A 17838-nucleotide genomic window follows, 5' to 3' on the forward strand; every position below is an offset into this window, starting at 1 on the left:
GTCGGCGGACGGCTCGTCAGCCGATCAGCCACTGCTCCTCGGCCACCGCGCCGACCTCGGTGCAGGCGTCGGTCAGCACGTCCAGGACGCGCAGCGGGTCCGGCAGCGGCTGCTCCGGCCCGCGCAGCCAGCGCACCTCCGAGCCGTCCGGCAGCGCGGCCGGCGGCAGCAGGGTGTACGAGCCGCGGCAGTGCCAGCGCAGGCCGGGGTGCTCGGACATGGTGTCCGGCGTGGAGTCCAGGGCGCTCGGCCACCACTCGTCCTCGTCCACCGGGGTGCCCCTGGTGGCGGTGAAGAACAGGTAGCGGTCCTCGCCGACCGAGGCCACCGGGCCCTCGACGCCGAGTGCGGTCAGCCGCTCCAGGGCGAGCCGGCCGGCCTCGGCAGGGACGTCCAGGACATCGTGGGCGCGGCCGGTGGCGGTGACGAAGTTGGCCAACGGGTCGCGGGAGAGCCAGCGGGCGAGCTGCTCGGGGTCGGTGGTGGCCTGCGTCTGCCAGGCGAAGGAGACCGGGTGCTGGGCCGGGGCCGGACAGGCCACCCGGTCGCAGGAACAGCGGTACCCGGCCGGATGCGCGGCGGGAGCGAGCGGGAACCCGGCGCGCACCGCGCCGAGCAGTTGGTCCAGTCTGGCGGCGGGGGTGTCGGGTGCCGCCGACCGGGCCCGCTCACGATCCCGCTTCTGCCACCAGGCCGTCCACCTGCCGCCGGATTCCATCGGGCCCCTTCCGCGCATTGCCGTGCCTGGTGTGACACAGCGTTCGACGTACCACTCCGACGCAACGCACGGCGCCCCCCGCTGCTTCCCCGGGTGGTGCTCGGCACTGCGGTCCCGCGCCCCGCCGGCCGGAGCCGGGGTTGCCGGACGGTCGACGCCCGGGGGTCACGGTACGGAGTCATGGCGGCACGACGGCTGCGGCTCGGCGGCCCGGCGGGCACGATGAGATGCGCCTCGCCCGGCCCGTACGGGCCCGCTGACCCGGGTGGACCCCGAGGGCGTAACAGGAAGGATAAGGGTGCGCGGGCCCCTCGGATGACCGGGGGCGGTGCCTCTCCGGTCACACTCCCGGCACCCGGCCCTCACACCGCCTCCGCCGGGGCGCCCTCGGCGACCGGGTCCGCCCCGTCCGCCCGGCCCCGCGCCCGGCCCTCCGCGGACCCCCGCCGGGGTGAGACCCTGGTGGGGTGAAGAGCGCGGACACCGAATTCGTCGGCGGCCCCCTGGACGGCCGGATCCTCCCCATCCCGCTGGGCCCGATGTACGGGGTGCCCAAGAAGTACACCGTGCCGGTCCCTTCGCACGGGGACACTCCGGCGCGCACACTGGTGTACGTCCGGGCCAAGCAGCAGCGGGGCACCCGCTGGTTCTGGCGCTACGAGTACGACGAGGCGGCCACCGCCCGCGCTTCCGGGTGACGACCGCCTCCCCTCGCGGGAGGACGGCGATGGCGAGAACCGAACGGCACCCGAGGAACCGCTCCCGGTCGGTGTCACTGCACAACCGGCAGGTGGCCGGGGTCACGGCCGGCCTGCTGGTGGCGGTCAGCGTCTACAGCGCGGTGCTCGGCTCCAACGGCTGGCTCTGGTTCGGCTGGACGGTGCTGCTGCTCGCGTGCGTGGCGCTGTTCGCCGTCCGCAGCTGAGCAGCCGCACCGCCCGCACCTCTACCGGGACCGGTCAGGCGTCCTCGGCCAGGATCAGGTACAGCTTCTTCCGGGCCTCGTTGAGCACCTCCAGGCCCTTGGCGCGCTGCGCCTCGGTGCCCGTCGCCATGACCTGGCGGACGGCCTGCTCCACCGCGCCCAGCGCCTGGCCGACCTCCTGGACCGCGGCCCAGTCGACCTCCTGACCGGCCTCGGCCCACGGCTCGTCCGGTCCGGCCTCGGCCTCGGTCCGGCCCGCCTCGGTGAGCTGGACCAGCCGCTTGCCGCCGACCTCCTCCGCCGTGACCAGGCCCTCCTCCTCCAGCAGCTGGAGGGTGGGGTAGACCGAACCGGGACTGGGCCGCCAGGCCCCGCCCGAGCGCTCGGCGATCTCGGCGATCATCTCGTAGCCGTGCATCGGCCGCTCCTTGAGCAGCGCCAGCAGCGAGGCACGCACGTCCCCGCGCCTGGCCCGCCCGCCGCGCCGACCGCGCACCCACGGCGGCGGCCCGCCGAACCCGCCCCGGGCCCACGGCGGACCCGGGCGTCCGCCCGGCCCACCGCCGCCGAAGGGCGGCCCGAAGGGACCGAACGCCCCCCGGCCCTCGTACCTCTCACCGGGCGTGCCGGCGAACTCCGGCCCCGGGCGGCAACCGCCGGGACCGCCTTCTCCGCGGAATCGTCCTGGGCGCATGGCACCCACCTCCAGTTCGGGCCGCTCGGACGCGGCCCCGTCGCGACGATCGTCAGACGATCGTTCGGGACAGTCGAGTTACTGTCTCGATAACTCGACGATATATCGCTGACTGTCGGCCGTCAACGGCCAGCGATACACCTTCCGACACTGCCGCCCCCTCGGCCGCTACGGTGCGTCCATGGCCGGAGAACGAGACCTCGCAACGCTGCTGCGCGACCTGCGCCCCGTGCTCAACCCGGGGCGGTACGTCTACTGCACGCTCCCCACCAAGGTGCCCGCCGGACTGCGGCCGGTCGTCACCGTCGCCGAACCCGAGGGGGTGACCGTGGTGGTGGCCCAGGAGGAGGCGGACGCGCTGGGCCTGGGCTACGAGTACGTGGCCGCCTGGATCACCCTGCGGATCCACTCCGCCCTGGAGGCCGTCGGCCTGACCGCCGCCGTCGCGACCCGGCTCGCCGAGGAGGGGCTCAGCTGCAACGTGGTCGCCGGCCACCACCACGACCACCTCTTCGTCGCCGCCGACGACGCCGAACGCGTCCTCGGCGCCCTGGAGAAGCTCTCCACCCGCTCGACCTGACCGGGTGGCTCCACCGGGTGGCCGCCCGCCGAGGGCGCTCGGACACTGGGAAGGGCCGGGCAGCCGCCCGGCCCCGCCGTCCGCCCCACCCGCCCGGAAGGAAGTGCGCCGCCATGGCCACCTGCGTCACCTGCGGCAACGACTACTGGCTCGCCTTCGAGATCAAGACCGTCACCGGCGACGTCTACACCTTCGACAGCTTCGAGTGCGCCATGGAGAAGCTCGCCCCGCGCTGCGAGCAGTGCAGCGTCAGGATCGTCGGCCACGGCGTCGAGGTCGCCGGGATGTTCTTCTGCTGCGCCCACTGCGCCCGCGTCAACGGCGGCCTCGGCGACCAGATCCGCGACGCCGTCGGCACCCACCCGGGCTGACCCCCGGCCCCGGAACCACCGAAGGCCCCCCGACCTGCTGTTTCGCAGGTCGGGGGGCCTTCGCGGACGTCAGGGGCGGAAGAGTCGGCCTGTACGCCGGGTAAACATCATCTTTGGCGCTGATCATGCCCTGACCTGCGGCTTTGCATGATCAGGAGGCGGCTGAGACCCCGCTAGGGACTTCTCAGGGACTTTTAGCCGAGATCCGCGAACCACGTCTCGATGGCAGCGAGGCCGCGGGCGCCAGCCTCCGGCATGAAGTGAGTGTAGGTCCGAAGGGTGAACGCCGGGTCCGAGTGCCCCAGCCAGGCGGCAAGGGAGACGATCGACTCACCCGCTTCGAGCATCACCGAGGCATAGCTGTGGCGCAGGACATGAAACCCGTGCTCCCGGCTCGGCTCCCAGACCCGGGTCGCCTTCTCGCCCTTCTTCGGCTCGGGCAGCGGCGGGATCACTCCGGCTGCGGCGAGTGCCGGCTTCCAGGTCTTCGTGTTCCAGGTGGTCCGGTTGATGGCGCCACGGCGTGTCGTGCTGACGAGCAGCGGCACCGTGATCGTGCGGCGTTCCTCTCGCGGCAGGTCCGGCTCCTCCGGGTCGAGCCAGGGCAGCGTGACCTCTACCGGCGCGAACCTCTCCTGGTGCGACAGCAGCTTCTTCGCCAGACCGGCAGTCAGGGGGACGTCACGCTCCTTGCGGCCCTTCGGCGGGCCGAAGTACAGCTGCGACTTGTAGCGCAAGATCTGGCGCTCGACATGGACGGAGTCCCCCTGCACGTCACCCGGACTGAATGCGAACGCCTCCCCTTGCCGGAGCCCGCAACCGAGGCCCAGATCGAGCGCGACTCGGTATCGCTCGGGCAGCCCCTCGCGTACAGCGCCTACGCGGTCTCGTGACCATGAGCGCGCCTTCCGCTCGGGCCTCTTCGGCGGCTTGATCGTGCTGTTCCCCTTGCAGGGGTTGCGGAACAGGCGCTTGTCCTCCACTGCGGCCTGCATGATCGCCTTCAGGTACACCCATGCGAGATACGCCGTGCCTTGGCCAACCTCGCGCTGGACGTCAGCGGACCACTTCCGGAGCTCCGGAACTCCGATGTCCCGCAGGGCGGTTTCGCCGAGTTGGGGGATGATCTGACCCCAGATCCGGTAGCGCATGCTCTCCAGCGTCTGCGCTGGGTGCACCTGGGACGGCCACCAGTGCTTTTCGACGTAGTCGCGCATAGTGATCTGACCGTGTCGCGTGTCGACGAAATCGCCTCGCTTGACGTCCGTTTGAGTGTCGGCCAGCCAGCTTTTGGCGTCTGCAGCGGTGTCGAACGAGCGGTCGCGGACACCCGGTATGCCCTTCACCCGGTAGCGGGTGCACTTCCCCCACAGGTCCGTTCGCTCACGCTTGCCCGTCTCCTTGTTAGGCCGCTTCTTCAGCCACCTGTCTTCTATGTACCCCGCCACTCGAGACCTCCTCTGTTCCGCTTCACTCACGTGCCCGGCGCACCTCCGTGTCGCGCGCGCACCACACAGACGACTTCCGCGTGCAAGAAATTCCGCATGCAGACGACCTCTTCAAGCACTTGTCCCTACGGGCCCGCGCGTTTCCCGGCTGGCCCCTCGGAGCCCGTCATCATCGAACTGCTCGGCGCCGAGAGCGCGCCTCCGACTGCTTGTTCAGCGGGTTGAGAACCGGATTCGAGCGCGAATCGGCCTCTTGCTGCTCCAGCAGCCATGCGTCGAGCAGATCTCGGCGATACATGACCCGACCCCCCGGGCCCATACGGAAGCTGGGCGGACCCTGCCTCCGATGACGCCAGATGTAGAGGGTGTTCACCGAGATGCCGAGGTACGCCGCCGCATTCTGCACGTTCAGGAACGCTGTCTCGACGGCGGGCTGGGCCTGATTGCGCATCACGAATCTCCTGGCGAGGGCGCCGCCACAACGGCGGGGGCTGGTCACCCGCCGACCTGTGGGCCGTATCTGCAAAGCCCTGCCGGCGGACGACCAGGATCCGGACGATCGCCGGTTTGGCTGGGCCGTCATCCAGTGATAGGAGTCGCCGCCCCAGGGCGCAGGGGCAGTTCGAGCTCAAGGCATGCCACGGACTTCGACCGCGGGAGCTGCAATGCGGCCCTTCCGCGGATCGCCGGTTCAAGGCCGAGGAATAGCAACGGCCCAGATCAGCAAGTAGCCGATCTGGGGGGTACATATGACTCGGCGGGAGCCGGGCTACCTGCGAGCGTGAGTAGCTCGAGAGGTGTCAGCCGATCGCCCTCTCGCACCGGCGCCAGCAGCGAGTGTCGGCGGTGGCTCAAATTCAGCCGTCGCCGACAGCCTTCAGGATTCGAAACCCGAGACCGACGCATTACGAGACCATCAGCGATCGTGACGGCTGGTCTTGCCTAGTGCTCCGTAGTGCCATTTTGCCTGATCAGGGCACGTGCGGCTGTTCAGCTTCGTCCACCTGGTGTTACCTCGTCCAGAGGCGTCCGGCCGCACATGGCCACACCAGACGCACCAGTCTGGGCCAAGATCGGGGCTTTCGGTACTCCACAACCGCCGAAGACCGTTGCCTACTCTGGGAGGATCCCGAGCCTACGGTGCGGCGTTGACGCAGTCCGGCAGGTGCGCCGCAGCGCGAGGGTGTCACAGGGCGCTGGCGGCGGACCGTGCGCGGGGGCATCCTCAAGGCGGCGGCCCGCGCTGCCGACACCTTCCGTATGACCCTCATCCCGATCCTGTCCTACGGGTTGGTCTTCGACGATCGCCCGATCGTGACCGCCAGCCGGGAACTCGCGGAGTCCTACACCGATCCGGACCTGACAATGGCCGAACACCTGGCCGAGGCGTTCGTCTCCGAGGGCCGCTGGTGCCGGGTCGGCGCGGACATCCACACCCTCGGCCACGGCGACTTCGAGCTGCGCCTGCAGCCCTCGGCCGGGGGCTGGCACGCCGACCTCTTCCCCGGCAGCTGGGCTCGGTGGAGCGAGTTCGGCGACGTGCCCGCCGAGTACCGCCACCCGGTCGCCGTGTACGCCGACACCCGCGAGCGCCTCAGCTCCACTCTGCCGGACGTCGAAGCTCTCAAGCTTGAGCACCTGCTGGCCGGAGACGACGGAGTCGCCGCAGTGGTCGCTCAGCACGTCGCTCTGCTGGACGACCGGCTGCGCGCGCTCGACGCCTTGCAGGCTTGCCTGCCCAGTGAGGCGCGCCGCTGGGCCTGGGCCGCCGAACTACTCACCGACGAGTGCCGGGAGGTCAAGGAGCAGCAGGACGTCCTGTCGGCGGTCTTCATGGAGTTCCACCTCGGGCGCGCCGGGATCCTGGCAACGACCGTGCTGTTCGTCCCCGGCTTTGACCTGCCCTCGGGCTTCGTGCCGCTGACCCGAGCCCACAGGTGCCCGGAGGCGGACCGGCCGGCGGCCGAGGCCATGGGCCCGAGCCCCATCGAGGAGCGGTCCTAAAGGTTGTTGCAGAAGTCTGGGTGTGGGCGGGTCGGTGTGTGGTCTGGCCTGCTGGTTTCATGCGGTTCGGGCGAGGTTGTGCATGTGGGCGACGGCCTGCACCGCGTGGTGCAGGCCGTCGCCCTTCTGTCGGCAGTCGCGGAGGATCTTGTAGTTCTTCATGCGGGCGAAGGTGTGTTCGACGCGGGCGCGCACGCGTCGGTGTTCGGCGTTGTCCTCCTCCTGGGCCCGCAGGAGGGGACGGCCGGCGCGTTTGCGGTGGGGGACGACCAGGCCGGTGTTGATGTAGGCGCCGTCGGCCAGGACGGTGGCGTCGGCACACGTGGCGGGCAGGTCGGAGGCCCGCCAGGCGTGGGCGTCGGCCTTGTTGCCCGGCACGGGGCGGGCGGTGGCGACCACCAGGCGGGTGTCGGCGTCGACGACGACCTGCACGTTCGCCGAGAACCGGTAGTTGCGGCTCGACGCGGCGACGCTCCGGTCGCGCACCGGGATCAGGGTGCCGTCGACGATCCACAGCCGCTCCACGCCCGGGGTCGGGCGGGCAGCGGCCTCCAGGGCCAGGAGCGGGCCCAGGCGCCGGACGATGCGCCAGACCGTGGCCGTCGAGATCCCGAACAGCGGCGCGAGCTGGCGCATCGTGAGGTTCGTCCGGTAGTACACGGCGACCAGCAGGACCCGGTCCGTCAGCGGCAGGCACCACGGCCTGCCGCCGCCCGGCCCGTTGCCGCCGCGCTCGCGCACCACCCGCACCAGACCCTCGAACTGCCGCATCCGCAGCCCCGTGAACGTCTCCACCCACACCGGCTCAGCCCGAAGCACCCCACCCATACCGGAGAAATGCCCAGCCACCGACCTTCCGGAACAACCTTTAGGTTCTGTCTTCAAAGGGTTCAAGCTGGCGTGGGATCATGTGGGTTGTGGTGCGTCGGCATGAGCTTTCGGATGTGGAGTGGGAGGTGCTGTCCCGTCTCCTGCCGCGGTCGGGTGTCCTGCGTCAAGTAACTGGCAGGTTTTCGGGTTGGGGAAAGTTAGGGGCGAGCGGGTCGGCGGCGCCGGTCTGGACGTCGTGGGGCCGGTTCCAGGCAAGGGCCTCGTGGGGGCGGACGGTGTTGTACTCGATCCGGTAATCCTCGGCGTGGCGGACCAGGTCGAGGATGTCGGGCATCTCCTCCAGGAACAGCTTCTCGTACTTCAGCGAGCCGAAGCCGCGCTCGCGTGAGCCGTTCTGCCCGGGCGTGCGGACCCGGGTGCGCACGTGCCGCAGCTCCGGCCGGGTAGCGATGAACGCCTCGAACCGGAACAAGCGGAACGGTCCGCCGTTGTCCGTTACGATCGTGACCAGCGGCTTCACAGTCCCGTCCGCGTCGCGCGGGGCCAGCTCGGCCAGTGGCTTTCCGGCCAGCAGCTCCGCTTCCTTGATGGCGAGTTCGATCGCGGCGACGGCGTCGTACTGGTTCCCGGTGGGCGACACGTGCCGGCCCAGCTCGTACTTCGACCAGTAGTCACGGCAGCCCGCGAGCCGCCAGGTCCCGCCCGAGGTGGTCTCGAACTCGGAGAAGTCGAGCTGCCAGACCTGGTTCGGGCCGGTCGGCTCGGTCGCGAAGGCAGCCTTGCGGCGGGCGGCGAGCCGGCGCCGTTCCCGCTGGTAGTTCGCCTCCAACAGCAGGCCCTCGTCCCGCAGCAGCCGCAGCACGGTCGCCTGGGAGACGCATTGGCCGTCATGGGGGCACATCGCCCACACCTTGCGGCGGCCCCAGGCCGGGTGCACGAGCGCGTACGGGGGGGCGTTCTCCCGGACACCCTCGCGCGCCGGACACAGCCACGGTCCTGCGGCCTGCGCGCCCTGGCGGGCGCGGGCCTGGCGTGTCGATCCTGGCCGGTGAGATGACCGTTGTCGAGGCCGTGCGGCGGGCGAAGGTGTCCGAGCAGTCGATCGGGAACAGGAGGCGCCAGTTCCTGGAGTCCGGCCGGGCCGGCCTTGCGGGCAAGTCTGGCCCCAGCACCCGGGAACAGCAATTCGAGGCCCAGGTAGCCGACTTGACCCAGGCGCTGGGTGAGGCCGCGGTCGAGCTGCGGGTGTGGAAGAAGTCCGCGGCGGGCCGGCTGGGCCCTTCGAGGACCTCAAGGTGATCCGCACCGAGGCGGGCATGCCGACCGCGAGGTTCTGCTGGCTCATCGGCGTGCCCGAGCGGGCCTGGCGTCGCCGGACCTTCTCCCCCGGCGGCAGCGCCGGTGGCCTCGCCATGATCGATCAAACTCCTTCAAACAGCAGGACCCGCAAGAAACGATCCCTGGCACAAAGTCTGACGCGTGACACTCAGCCGCAAGCCAAGGAGACTGTGATCGCGTTGATCGACGGAGAATCTGATAGCGGCGATGCAGGGGTGGACGGATAGATGACGGGCGACTTTGGAACCGACCGCTTGCGGCAGCTCTTCGGCGACCCGAACGAGGACGGGGTCTACCTTGTCGGCGTCGTGGAGTTCTCGGACGATGCGAGCGAGGACCAGTGGTCGTACGTCGGGAACACTCAGATGGGGACCCTGGAGTCAGTTGCCAGCAGGCTTGGCTATGAGCGGCGTGACATCACGATTGCGGAGCCTTACCGAGAGCCTGGCCGTGGGGTGCTGCCGGACGGAACAAAGCTGGCGGTCACCTCGACCACCGTGCGAGGGAGTGCATCCTGGCATCGGAGCAGCCGGGAGCCAACGCTGGAGGAACGGCTCCGGTGGGCAGGGCATCCAGTGCCGCCACCTCCGCCCGAGCCGGTGCCGGCCGGTCCCAACATGGAGACGGCAAGGCCTCGGATCGAGGAGCACCAGGGCGATGTCTTCTACACGAAGACCGGCAAGCCCTTCACCTACCAAACCAACCGCTACACCCTGGTCATCGTCGAGAGCCGGCGCAACGTGCAGTGGCACGAGATCAGGTCAGCGCTGGAGGCATGGCCGATCGCGGGGCCGTCGGAGATTCCACGATGCCCCGAACGTTCTGGGCGGTACGTCTACGGGATCGTGTCCGACGAGCGGATCCGGCAAGGGGACTGGTGACAACCTTGGACCTGCGGCTCTGTGGCGGCTGATGCGATGCTCGCCGAACCTGCCGAATCGTCGGACGCTGCAGCTACGGTTATGGGTAAGTTTCTACTACCGCGACTTCCTCGTCGAACGAGCGCCGAGGACAACCCGAGCACTGCCGAGGACGCATGGCCGAGGACCAGAAGTACGAAGAGGTCGACGCAGTTGTTCGCATCCCCAGGGGCGAGCGTCTCGCCGACTCGCGGAAGAGCGAAGGCTGGAGTCGTGGGTTCACTCCCAAGACGAGTGACAAGGGGCCGGAGCACGTTGAGATCCGCCTGAAGGCCGAAAAGGAGTCAGGTTTCACAGACAAGCCCGAGATCGTCTACGTCACCGAGTACGTGGAGGATCAGCGTCCTCAGCTCACCCCCGGCCAACAGGCCATGGTTAACATCGCGGTCCAGGTCATCGATGGTCTCGTAGAAATCGCGAAACCTCTCGTTGCCCATTGGTTGCACACCCAGGCCGTGCCGGTCCTCGTTGCCAGGCGCGAAGCCTTGGTGCTGAAGCAGCAGGCCCGCAGAGCCCGGAAGAAGACCTTGCGAGCCGGGGTCGCGGCGACACCTCCTGTTGCTGTTCCGGGGGTTGAGGCTGACGCGCTTTCCCAGGATGCTGCCATCGCGCCCAGCGGCCCGAAGGCCACTGTGACGAGCGAGCAGTTCCAGCAGATGTTCATGACTTGGCTCGCTCGTGAGGACGCCCAGCAGGCGCTCTGGAGCCTCATCGTGAGTGCCGAGGTCGAGGATGGCGGTGCTGCCACCCTGGCATGGCAGCAGGAACTGAAAGAGCTTTCGCCTGAGCAGCGAACCGAGCGGGTCATGGAGTTCCTCGCTACCAACCCCTCGATCCTGGAGGACTTCGCTCGTCAGCTCATGGGCAGCATGGCCCTCGGGCTCGGCGAGACGACTCTCAGGCGCGACCGGGTGTAGGGCCTGGACGAACCAGCACGTCGCCCGCCTGTGGGCAGGGCCGTCACGCCCGAGGCCCACGCGGACGGTCGGCCATGGTGCTGCCGACGCCCACGCACGAGTCAGTTGGTGGCCACATTCGCCAGGAGGTGCCACCACCGAGACGGCCCCTCTGCCTTGTACCACGTCTCTGTGCACCACCGGTTCTCGACCCGAGTGCAGACAAGGCGCTTCTTGGCCCGTGAGGCCATGACGTGCAGCACCCGGAGCTCCTCGGCCAGCAGAGCGTCGGTGGTCGAGCGGAAGTCTGGAATCTGTCCCTCCTCCAGGCCGACGATGTACACGACGTCGAACTCCTGGCCCTTGCCGGCGTGCCCCGACAGGAGATGAAGCCCAGGGGTGACCGGCGCTTCGGAGGCCTGCGCGGCACTGCAGGTTGCTACGGCTTGTGCGACTGTCATGTCCGCATCGAGCTGTTCTCGCAACGATGCGATTGCACCGCTCAAGTGGTCGCTTGCCTCGGCCGCGTCGACCGGCAGGTCTGCTTGGCACAGCTCGGCCAACCGTTGAAGCTGGGCCTCGGGCGCGATCTGCCGCGCGGTGGCTTCTCGCACGTGGCGCTGGAGCAGGCCGACGATCTCCGGCTGGTGCGTGTCCAGCTGCCAGTTCTGGAAGGCGATCCCGTCGGCGTCGAGGGCGGTGATCAGCTCGTTCAGCCTCGTGGTTCGGCGAGCGACTACCCCGATGGTCAGGTCCGGCTGGGCCTCCAGTTGCTGGCGGATCTCTGGGACCAGTGCACGGGCCTCGTCGTCGGGATCGTCACTGATCACCATCTCGACGCTGGCGTCGTCCCCCCACTTCTCGGGATTCGCGCAGCGAAGGCGGGTGGTGCCGAGTTCGTCGGCGAGCACGTTGACGGCGGCCAGGACGGCCGGGCTGGAACGGTAGGACACGTTGAGCTCCACGGTGTCCTGGACGACGGCGTGGATTGCCTCGAATACGAGGTCCGGCTCGGCGCCGGCGAAGGCATAGATGCCCTGTGCTGGGTCGCCTGCGTAGGTCGTTCGCCCGGTCCCGATCGCTTGGACCATGCCGAACTGGAGGAGGCTCAGGTCTTGGACCTCGTCGACGAGGACCACGGCGAAGTGCTCGTGGTAGAGCTGGGCCACTCGGGGGTCGGCGAGGAGGCGCGCTCCTTGGCGGATGAGGTCGTTGTAGTCGATGTGCCCTGCTCCGCGCAGCGCCAGTTCGTACCGGAGTGCCTCGGCGTTGCCTGCTGCTGCAAGGCGGCGGAGGACCTCGTCGTCGTCCCAGAGCCCGACCTTGGCCTGGGAGAGAGCGAGGTCGGCGGCTTGGCTGTTCTTGTAGTTGATCCCTGCCGCCTCGCGGTGGCGGTTGATTTGTACCCGCTCGGGGAACGCCTGCTGGGGGTCGAGGTCGAGGACCTTGCCGTGCGCCCGGAGGATCCGGCCGGCCAGTCCGTGGAAGTTGCTCACGGCAACCGAGGCGCTCTCCCGCGCGGACATTACCTGCCGTAGGCGCGCGTTGAGGTTGTCCCGGGCCTTGTTGGAGAAGGTGAGCGCGAGGATCTTGCGCGGGGAGGCGATGTGGCCCGCCCTGATCAGGCCGGCGGCACGGTCTGCGAGGGCATAGGTCTTCCCACAGCCCGCGGGAGCTACCACGAGAAGGTCGGCGGGGCCGAGCTCACGGAGCTTCTGGCGCGGGTCAGCGGGCGGATCGGTCTCCGTCACTCCGCTACCGCCCGAAGGTGGTCGCACAGCTCGGTCATGCGCTCTGCATCGGTAAGGGTGAGTCCCGCCGTAACTGCGGCAGCAGCCTGGACCTTCCTCCGCTTTCCGCAGAATGCGACCAGGTCTGCCTCCGTGACGTCGTCCAGGCTTTGGGCGCCGCTCGCCGCGACGATCGCGGCCTCGTAGAAGTCCGGGCTCTTGAGGAGCTGCTTGAGCAGCTTGTCCCGCCCGAGCGCCTTTCCGTACATGGCTTCAAGGTCAGGGCTGCAGACCAGGATGCCTTGGGCCTCCAACGTCTCCGGAGCCGTTCCGAGAACCTTCGCCCATTCGTCCCGCTTGTCCTCGTCGGTGACCCCATAGATGGGCACGTCGAAGCCCGTCGGTCCGAGTACCTTGTACGCGGGCCCGAAGGAGGCACCGCCACCGAGCGCGATGACGGCTACGCCGACTCGGTCGAGTGAGAGGCCGATGAGGTCCGCGACGGTCTCGCAGATCATCTTGTCGCTCGGACCTTCGACGAAGAGCAGCCGACGTGCCGTCAGGGCATCTATGATGCTGGGAATCCAGTACTTGGCGGCTTGAGCACCGCCCGCTGGGAACGCATCGGCTGGAAGCTGTCGGGGCCTCCGGTCGGCGCCGAATGCCACGATGTCCTGGGGGTCCATCTGGCCGACGAGGGCGGCGGAGTGGGAGACCACGAGGCGTTGCCCGGCGCTCTTTCGGAAGGATCGCGCTACGGCTCTCTGGGCGCTGGCGTGCAGGTGCGTCTCGGGCTCATCGACCCCGACGATTCGGGCCGCCCGCTGAGACATGCCCAGAAGCGCGAGCACGGAGAGAGCTCGCACGCCATCGGACTGCTCGGCGAGGGGAGCCAGGTGATCTCCGTCCTGGATCGCGACCGTCATCCCCGCGAGGGGGGAGCCGATCAGATCACCGGCGGTCGAGATGTGGACCTGGTCCGCCCTCACGGGCTTCGGCAGTGCATCGGAGAGCGTAGTTGCGAGCTCAGCACCGAACGCGCCTACTGCTGCGGCCTGTTGGACTGCCTCCCTCAGCTGCTTGGCGGCCTCCTCGATAGCTGCGGCGTCGCGGCCTAGATCGAGGCTGCCGAGCAGCTCCTGCATCGTCCCGCCGGCGCCGGCCAGCTCTCGCACCAGCGAGCGAGCGGCAGGAACGTAGGCCCACCCGATGGCATCGAACTGAGCCCTCGATGGACCGCGCCCGTGTCCGGCATCGATGAAGAATCGACGGACCTCCTTGGTTTCCTCGGCGTCATCGCCTTCGGCGTCCACGAGATTGAGGTCCGCCTCGACCGCGATCTTGATCGTGTTCGCGTCACCGACGATCACCTCGTCCGGAAACGCCGCGAGGTCGTCCGGTTCGAGGTCCGAGAGCTCGACCTCCAACCTCAGCTGCTTGGTCGCATCAGTGAGGTCCCGAACGGTGACCGCGGACATCAGCTGCGCGCGGGTCATGCCGAGGCACATGTGTACGGCGCGGAGGATGCTCGACTTACCCGAGTCGTTGGGGCCGACCAGCACCATGTGGTTACGTACATCGATCTCACCGTCAGGCAGCCGACGGTAGTTCTCCCACGCGATCCTGATAATCCGCAACTTGTACCTCATCGTCCGAGTTGGCCCCGTAGGGGTGATCTTCCCAGCTATGGCCACTTGATCACCACCTCATTCTGGAAGCCGTCCGAGCTGCTCATCTGCGGGCCGCACGAGGTCGCCAGCGAAGGGGGAATATCCCGTTCCGTTCGTTGATTCGTCTCTCCGTACGATCGTGCGAAGGGGGCTGAGTGAGCGATCTCAAGGTGTTCCGGCTCGGGGCGGACGGCCAGGACGTGGAGCTGCGCAGCTCGACGGTGGCGCTGGAGGTGCAGTTGCAGCGCCGAGTGGAGGCGAGCATGGAGGCGATGCTCGGCATCCGGTTCCTGGCGTCGGAGTACCCGACCGGTCCGTGGCACCGGGGCCGGGTGGACTCGCTGGGCCTGGACGAGAACGGCGTGCCGGTCGTGATCGAGTTCAAGAAGGGCAACGACAGCGGGGTCGTCTCACAGGCGGTCTCCTACCTCACCTGGTTGAAGAGCAGCCGTCACGAGTTCGAGGCGCTCGTCAGGGAGAAGCTGGGCGCCGAGGTGGCGGAGTCCGTCGACTGGCGTGCTCCGCGGGCGCTGTGCATCGCGGCCGGGTTCTCGCACCACGACCGGGTGGCGGTCGGCGACCTGGGCCGGGTCTGGCCGATCGGGCTGGTCCGCTACCGGGTCTTCGACGGCGGGCTGCTGAGCCTTCAGCTGGTCGAGCCGGTCTCCGCTGCCGTCAGCACGGCGGCCGTACGCAGATCGAACGCGACTGTGGTGCCGCCGGCTGCCGAGGCGTCCGAGCTGCCGGTTCTCGGTGAGGCCCCGGAGTGCCTCCGGGATCTGTACGGCGAGCTGGACGAGGCACTCACCGCGTCCGGGGAGGTGGAGGTCGTCCCGCTGCGGCACTACATCGCGTACCGCCGTCTGCAGAACGTGGCGAGCGTGATCTTCCGGCCGTCGCCTTCGCACCGCGCAATCCTGCTGTACCTGCGGTTGGACCCGGACACGGTGGAGCTGGAGGAGGGGTTCACGCGCGACATGCGCGGGATCGGTCACCTGGGGACCGGTGACCTGGAGGTGCGGATCGCCTCGGCGGCCGACCTGGAGAAGGCGGTGCCGCTGACCCGGCGGGCGGTCGAGGCGGCCTGACGAAAGCGCGGGGGCGGCTGGAGCATGATGCTCCAGCCGCCCTTCTGCGTCTGCGACCCGTGCGGTGCCGGCTGCCCGTGGTTCTCACCGTCACGCCTCCGGCCCGGCGAGGACGAAGTCGTCCTGGGTCAGCTCTGCTCGCAGGCGCTTCTCGGCTACCTCGGCGTAGTGCGGCGACAGTTCGACGCCCAGGAACTTCCTGCCTTCACGCAGGGCGGCGACGCCGGTTGAGCCGCTGCCGGTGAACGGGTCGAGGACGGTGCCGCCCTCGGGGCAGATCTGGACGAGCTGCTGCATAATCTCCACCGGCTTCTGGGTGATGTGGACCCGGTCCTTGCGAGGCTGGCTGGCGACGAAGTGGCCGGGCAGGTAGATCGCCCGGCTGTTGTCGAGCGTGCCCTTGACACCCCAGGTGATGAACTCCGCGGACTGCTTGAAGCCGCCCTTGCGCGGGCGGCTGGCGGGCTTGATCCACGGGATGGTGCCCTGCCAGGTCCACCCGGCCATCTGGAGCGCGTCGCTCGTGGTGGGTTCCTGGCGCCAGTCGCCGAAGACCATCGCGACCGAGTGCTCGGTGCTCGCTCGGTACGCCTCGGTCAGCAGCTCGGTCAGCCAGGAGCGGTAGGAGCGCTGGTCGCGGTTCTCGCCGGGGAAGGTCTTGAGGTCGTGGGCGGAGTTGGAGGTCACGTACTTGGCGCGGGCGTCGCGGCTGGTGCGCTCGGAGGAGGTCCGCCCGCCCGAGTTGTACGGCGGGTCGGTGATGACGGCGTTCACCGACTCGTCGGGAAGGGACTTGAGGACGGTCAGGGCGTCGCCTCGGTGGAGGGTGTAGTTGCTCATGGGGGCCTCTCTCAGGGCAGGGGTGGACCCGCTCCCGGCGGTGCCCGGCGGCTGCCGCCGGGAGCGGGGATGAGCGGGACGGTAGCCGCGATTCCCGGCCGGACCTAACGGCGGCGCGATGGGAGTCGTGGCTGGTGAAGGCCCTGTTTGGTCCGGCCGGACTTCGGGTCTACTGTCTCGCCATGCCAACCGGGCAGGAGGCCAACTCGGCCCGGGAAGGCTCGTGTTGATCCGTGTTGTCCCGTCCAGCGGGGCACCCTGCGGGTCTGCGCTCCCCTTCGCACTCTTCGAGGAGACCTCGTGTTCCGGCTGAGATTACGAGCGCGGCTGGCTGCCGCGCATGACCCGAGACCGGCGTCCCGGAGCTACCAACTCCCCTGACCCGGGCCCGCCCTGAGCGGCGGATTCACCACCGGCGCGGTGCCGGCGACTTCTTTGCACGAGAGGCTGGCACCGCGTCTCCTACGAACCTCCGAGGAGCCGCTGCGATGCAGCATGCCCTGGCACAGCCCTGCCTCGATCCACCACTTCCTGCCGTCGTCCGCTTCGCAGAGCGGCGGCGACGATGAGGAAGACTGCGGGCAGCTTCCTCAGCCTCGTCGCGGTCGGCCCGCTGGTTCTGGCCCTGCCGATCGTGGTCGCCGCCGCCGGGAGCGCCTCCGCCACCTGCGTCCCTGGCAGTGATTCACAGCCTGTGGATACCGCCGCCGTCGCTCAGCAGGTGAAGGCGATCCTGAACGGATCGAGCCCGCTCAGCGCTCCGGGCGTCGCGGGGCTGGACAAGCCGGCCGAGCAGATCCCCAACGCCCAGGCCATCCAGGCCACCGGTATCGCGATGCACATCCCCGTCCGCGGGCAGGTCGTCGCGCTGGCGACCGCGCTCCAGGAGAGCGGGCTGCGGAACATCAACTACGGCGACCGCGACAGCCTGGGCCTCTTCCAGCAGCGATCGTCGCAGGGCTGGGGCACACCGGAGCAGATCATGCAGCCGGTGTACGCCTCGACGAAGTTCTACGAGGGTCTCCAGCAGGTCTCCGGCTGGCAGTCGATGACGATCACCCAGGCCGCCCAGGCGGTACAGCGAAGCGGCTACCCGGACGCTTACGCCAAGTGGGAGCCGTTGGCGACGGCGTTGCAGCAGGCCATCGCACCGCTGCTGGCCAACCCCGGGACCGGCTCGAACCCGTCACCGTCGCCGACCGCGAGCCCGTCTCCGGCCACCCCGTCTCCCACCGCCCCTTCGGCGGGCGGCGGTTGCTCGACTGCGGGTGGCGACGGCAGCGGCTTCGGGACGATCCCGCCCGGCACCCTCCCCGAGGGCTACGCGATCCCGGCCGACGCACCGCCCCAGGTGCAGACCGCGATCCGTTGGGCGCTCGGCCAGCTCGGCACGCCCTACCAGTGGGGCGGCTCGTGCACCGACTCCCACGGCACCGACCCGATGGGCCGGTGCGACTGCTCCTCGCTCATGCAGATGGCCTACAAGGCCGCTGGGATCACCTTGACCCGGACGACCTACACGCAGGTCACCGAGGGCACCGCCGTCTCCGCCGGCGCCCTGAAGCCCGGCGACCTGCTGTTCACCCGGGGTACCGCCCTGCGGCCCGAGCACGTCGGGATGTTCATCGGCGGCGGGCTCGTCGTGCACGCCCCCAAGACCGGTGACGTGGTCAAGGTCTCGACCCTCGCCTCCTGGCAGCCGGACATCCTCGCTGCCCGCCGAGTCCTCTGACCGGCGCTTTCTCCCCTTCTTCCCCTTTCTCTTCGGTGCACCTTCGCGTGCCC

At 69.2% G+C, this 17838-nt stretch carries 20 protein-coding genes; 11 read left to right on the forward strand and 9 right to left on the reverse strand.

Translation table 11 applies throughout. The features are described 5' to 3' along the window. Positions 1 to 16: 16 nt before the first annotated feature. Positions 17 to 718 (reverse strand): bifunctional DNA primase/polymerase, encoded by a 702-nt coding sequence (locus OG715_RS13950; RefSeq protein ID WP_266269032.1) that lies wholly within the window; start codon positions 716 to 718, stop codon positions 17 to 19. Positions 719 to 1185: 467 nt separating this feature from the next. Here OG715_RS13950 and OG715_RS13955 point away from each other — a divergent pair, with 467 nt between their 5' ends. Both OG715_RS13955 and OG715_RS13960 read left to right on the forward strand, forming a co-directional pair. Further along, a complete protein-coding gene (locus OG715_RS13955) occupies positions 1186 to 1416 on the forward strand; it encodes a hypothetical protein (RefSeq protein ID WP_107452606.1) in 231 nt (76 codons plus the stop codon). A 71-nt stretch (positions 1417 to 1487) separates the two neighbouring features. Then, a complete protein-coding gene (locus OG715_RS13960) occupies positions 1488 to 1643 on the forward strand; it encodes a hypothetical protein (protein WP_266271859.1) in 156 nt (51 codons plus the stop codon). A 34-nt stretch (positions 1644 to 1677) separates the two neighbouring features. Here the strand turns inward: OG715_RS13960 and OG715_RS13965 are convergent, their stop codons facing one another. Further along, positions 1678 to 2337, reverse strand: a complete 660-nt coding sequence (locus OG715_RS13965; RefSeq protein ID WP_266269034.1) for a PadR family transcriptional regulator — start codon at positions 2335 to 2337, stop codon at positions 1678 to 1680. Positions 2338 to 2518: 181 nt separating this feature from the next. Here OG715_RS13965 and OG715_RS13970 point away from each other — a divergent pair, with 181 nt between their 5' ends. Both OG715_RS13970 and OG715_RS13975 read left to right on the forward strand, forming a co-directional pair. After that, on the forward strand, positions 2519 to 2917 hold the full coding sequence (locus tag OG715_RS13970; RefSeq protein ID WP_266269035.1) for an ACT domain-containing protein: 399 nt from the start codon (positions 2519 to 2521) through the stop codon (positions 2915 to 2917). Between the two features lie 113 nt (positions 2918 to 3030). Further along, positions 3031 to 3288, forward strand: coding sequence for a hypothetical protein (locus OG715_RS13975; RefSeq protein WP_030391599.1), 258 nt, complete (start codon positions 3031 to 3033; stop codon positions 3286 to 3288). Positions 3289 to 3482: 194 nt separating this feature from the next. Here OG715_RS13975 and OG715_RS13980 read toward each other — a convergent pair whose 3' ends face one another. Together OG715_RS13980 and OG715_RS13985 are read right to left on the reverse strand one after the other, a co-directional pair. Then, positions 3483 to 4736 (reverse strand): tyrosine-type recombinase/integrase, encoded by a 1254-nt coding sequence (locus OG715_RS13980; RefSeq protein ID WP_266269036.1) that lies wholly within the window; start codon positions 4734 to 4736, stop codon positions 3483 to 3485. Positions 4737 to 4905: 169 nt separating this feature from the next. Then, entirely contained in the window at positions 4906 to 5187 is a 282-nt protein-coding gene (locus tag OG715_RS13985) for a helix-turn-helix domain-containing protein (RefSeq protein ID WP_266269037.1), read from the reverse strand. An 809-nt stretch (positions 5188 to 5996) separates the two neighbouring features. Here OG715_RS13985 and OG715_RS13990 point away from each other — a divergent pair. After that, a complete protein-coding gene (locus tag OG715_RS13990) occupies positions 5997 to 6740 on the forward strand; it encodes a hypothetical protein (RefSeq protein ID WP_266269038.1) in 744 nt (247 codons plus the stop codon). A 57-nt stretch (positions 6741 to 6797) separates the two neighbouring features. Here the strand turns inward: OG715_RS13990 and OG715_RS13995 are convergent, their stop codons facing one another. Together OG715_RS13995 and OG715_RS14000 are read right to left on the reverse strand one after the other, a co-directional pair. After that, positions 6798 to 7568, reverse strand: a complete 771-nt coding sequence (locus tag OG715_RS13995; protein WP_266269040.1) for a transposase — start codon at positions 7566 to 7568, stop codon at positions 6798 to 6800. Between the two features lie 166 nt (positions 7569 to 7734). Next, entirely contained in the window at positions 7735 to 8472 is a 738-nt protein-coding gene (locus OG715_RS14000; RefSeq protein WP_266269041.1) for an integrase core domain-containing protein, read from the reverse strand. 131 nt (positions 8473 to 8603) lie between these two features. On the opposite strand from OG715_RS14000, the gene OG715_RS14005 reads away from it, so the two are divergent. The 4 genes from OG715_RS14005 (at position 8604) to OG715_RS14020 (ending at position 10746) form a co-directional block, all read left to right on the forward strand. Further along, positions 8604 to 8870 carry a helix-turn-helix domain-containing protein gene (locus tag OG715_RS14005; RefSeq protein ID WP_327064141.1) on the forward strand — a complete coding sequence of 89 codons (267 nt, stop codon included), beginning with the start codon at positions 8604 to 8606 and terminating at the stop codon, positions 8868 to 8870. Beyond that, on the forward strand, positions 8867 to 9136 hold the full coding sequence (locus tag OG715_RS14010) for a hypothetical protein (RefSeq protein WP_266269044.1): 270 nt from the start codon (positions 8867 to 8869) through the stop codon (positions 9134 to 9136). The genes OG715_RS14005 and OG715_RS14010 overlap by 4 nt, the downstream gene beginning before the upstream one ends. After that, positions 9137 to 9790 carry a hypothetical protein gene (locus tag OG715_RS14015; protein ID WP_266269045.1) on the forward strand — a complete coding sequence of 218 codons (654 nt, stop codon included), beginning with the start codon at positions 9137 to 9139 and terminating at the stop codon, positions 9788 to 9790. A 155-nt stretch (positions 9791 to 9945) separates the two neighbouring features. After that, entirely contained in the window at positions 9946 to 10746 is an 801-nt protein-coding gene (locus OG715_RS14020; protein ID WP_266269047.1) for a hypothetical protein, read from the forward strand. A gap of 101 nt (positions 10747 to 10847) precedes the next feature. Here OG715_RS14020 and OG715_RS14025 read toward each other — a convergent pair whose 3' ends face one another. Continuing rightward, the gene (locus tag OG715_RS14025) at positions 10848 to 12476 is read right to left on the reverse strand and encodes a UvrD-helicase domain-containing protein (protein ID WP_266269048.1); all 1629 of its coding nucleotides are present in this window, start codon (positions 12474 to 12476) and stop codon (positions 10848 to 10850) included. Beyond that, on the reverse strand, positions 12473 to 14104 hold the full coding sequence (locus OG715_RS14030; RefSeq protein ID WP_266269050.1) for an ATP-dependent nuclease: 1632 nt from the start codon (positions 14102 to 14104) through the stop codon (positions 12473 to 12475). The genes OG715_RS14025 and OG715_RS14030 overlap by 4 nt, the downstream gene beginning before the upstream one ends. 176 nt (positions 14105 to 14280) lie before the next feature. Between OG715_RS14030 and OG715_RS14035 the strand changes: the two genes are divergently transcribed. Then, positions 14281 to 15213, forward strand: a complete 933-nt coding sequence (locus tag OG715_RS14035; RefSeq protein ID WP_266269051.1) for a DUF5655 domain-containing protein — start codon at positions 14281 to 14283, stop codon at positions 15211 to 15213. Between the two features lie 90 nt (positions 15214 to 15303). Here OG715_RS14035 and OG715_RS14040 read toward each other — a convergent pair whose 3' ends face one another. Continuing rightward, entirely contained in the window at positions 15304 to 16053 is a 750-nt protein-coding gene (locus tag OG715_RS14040; protein WP_266269052.1) for a DNA-methyltransferase, read from the reverse strand. Between the two features lie 565 nt (positions 16054 to 16618). Here OG715_RS14040 and OG715_RS14045 point away from each other — a divergent pair. Beyond that, positions 16619 to 17785, forward strand: coding sequence for a C40 family peptidase (locus tag OG715_RS14045; RefSeq protein WP_266269053.1), 1167 nt, complete (start codon positions 16619 to 16621; stop codon positions 17783 to 17785). The last annotated feature ends 53 nt before the right edge of the window (positions 17786 to 17838 follow it).

This window comes from Kitasatospora purpeofusca, assembly GCF_036010405.1.
Lineage (GTDB): Bacteria > Actinomycetota > Actinomycetes > Streptomycetales > Streptomycetaceae > Kitasatospora > Kitasatospora purpeofusca.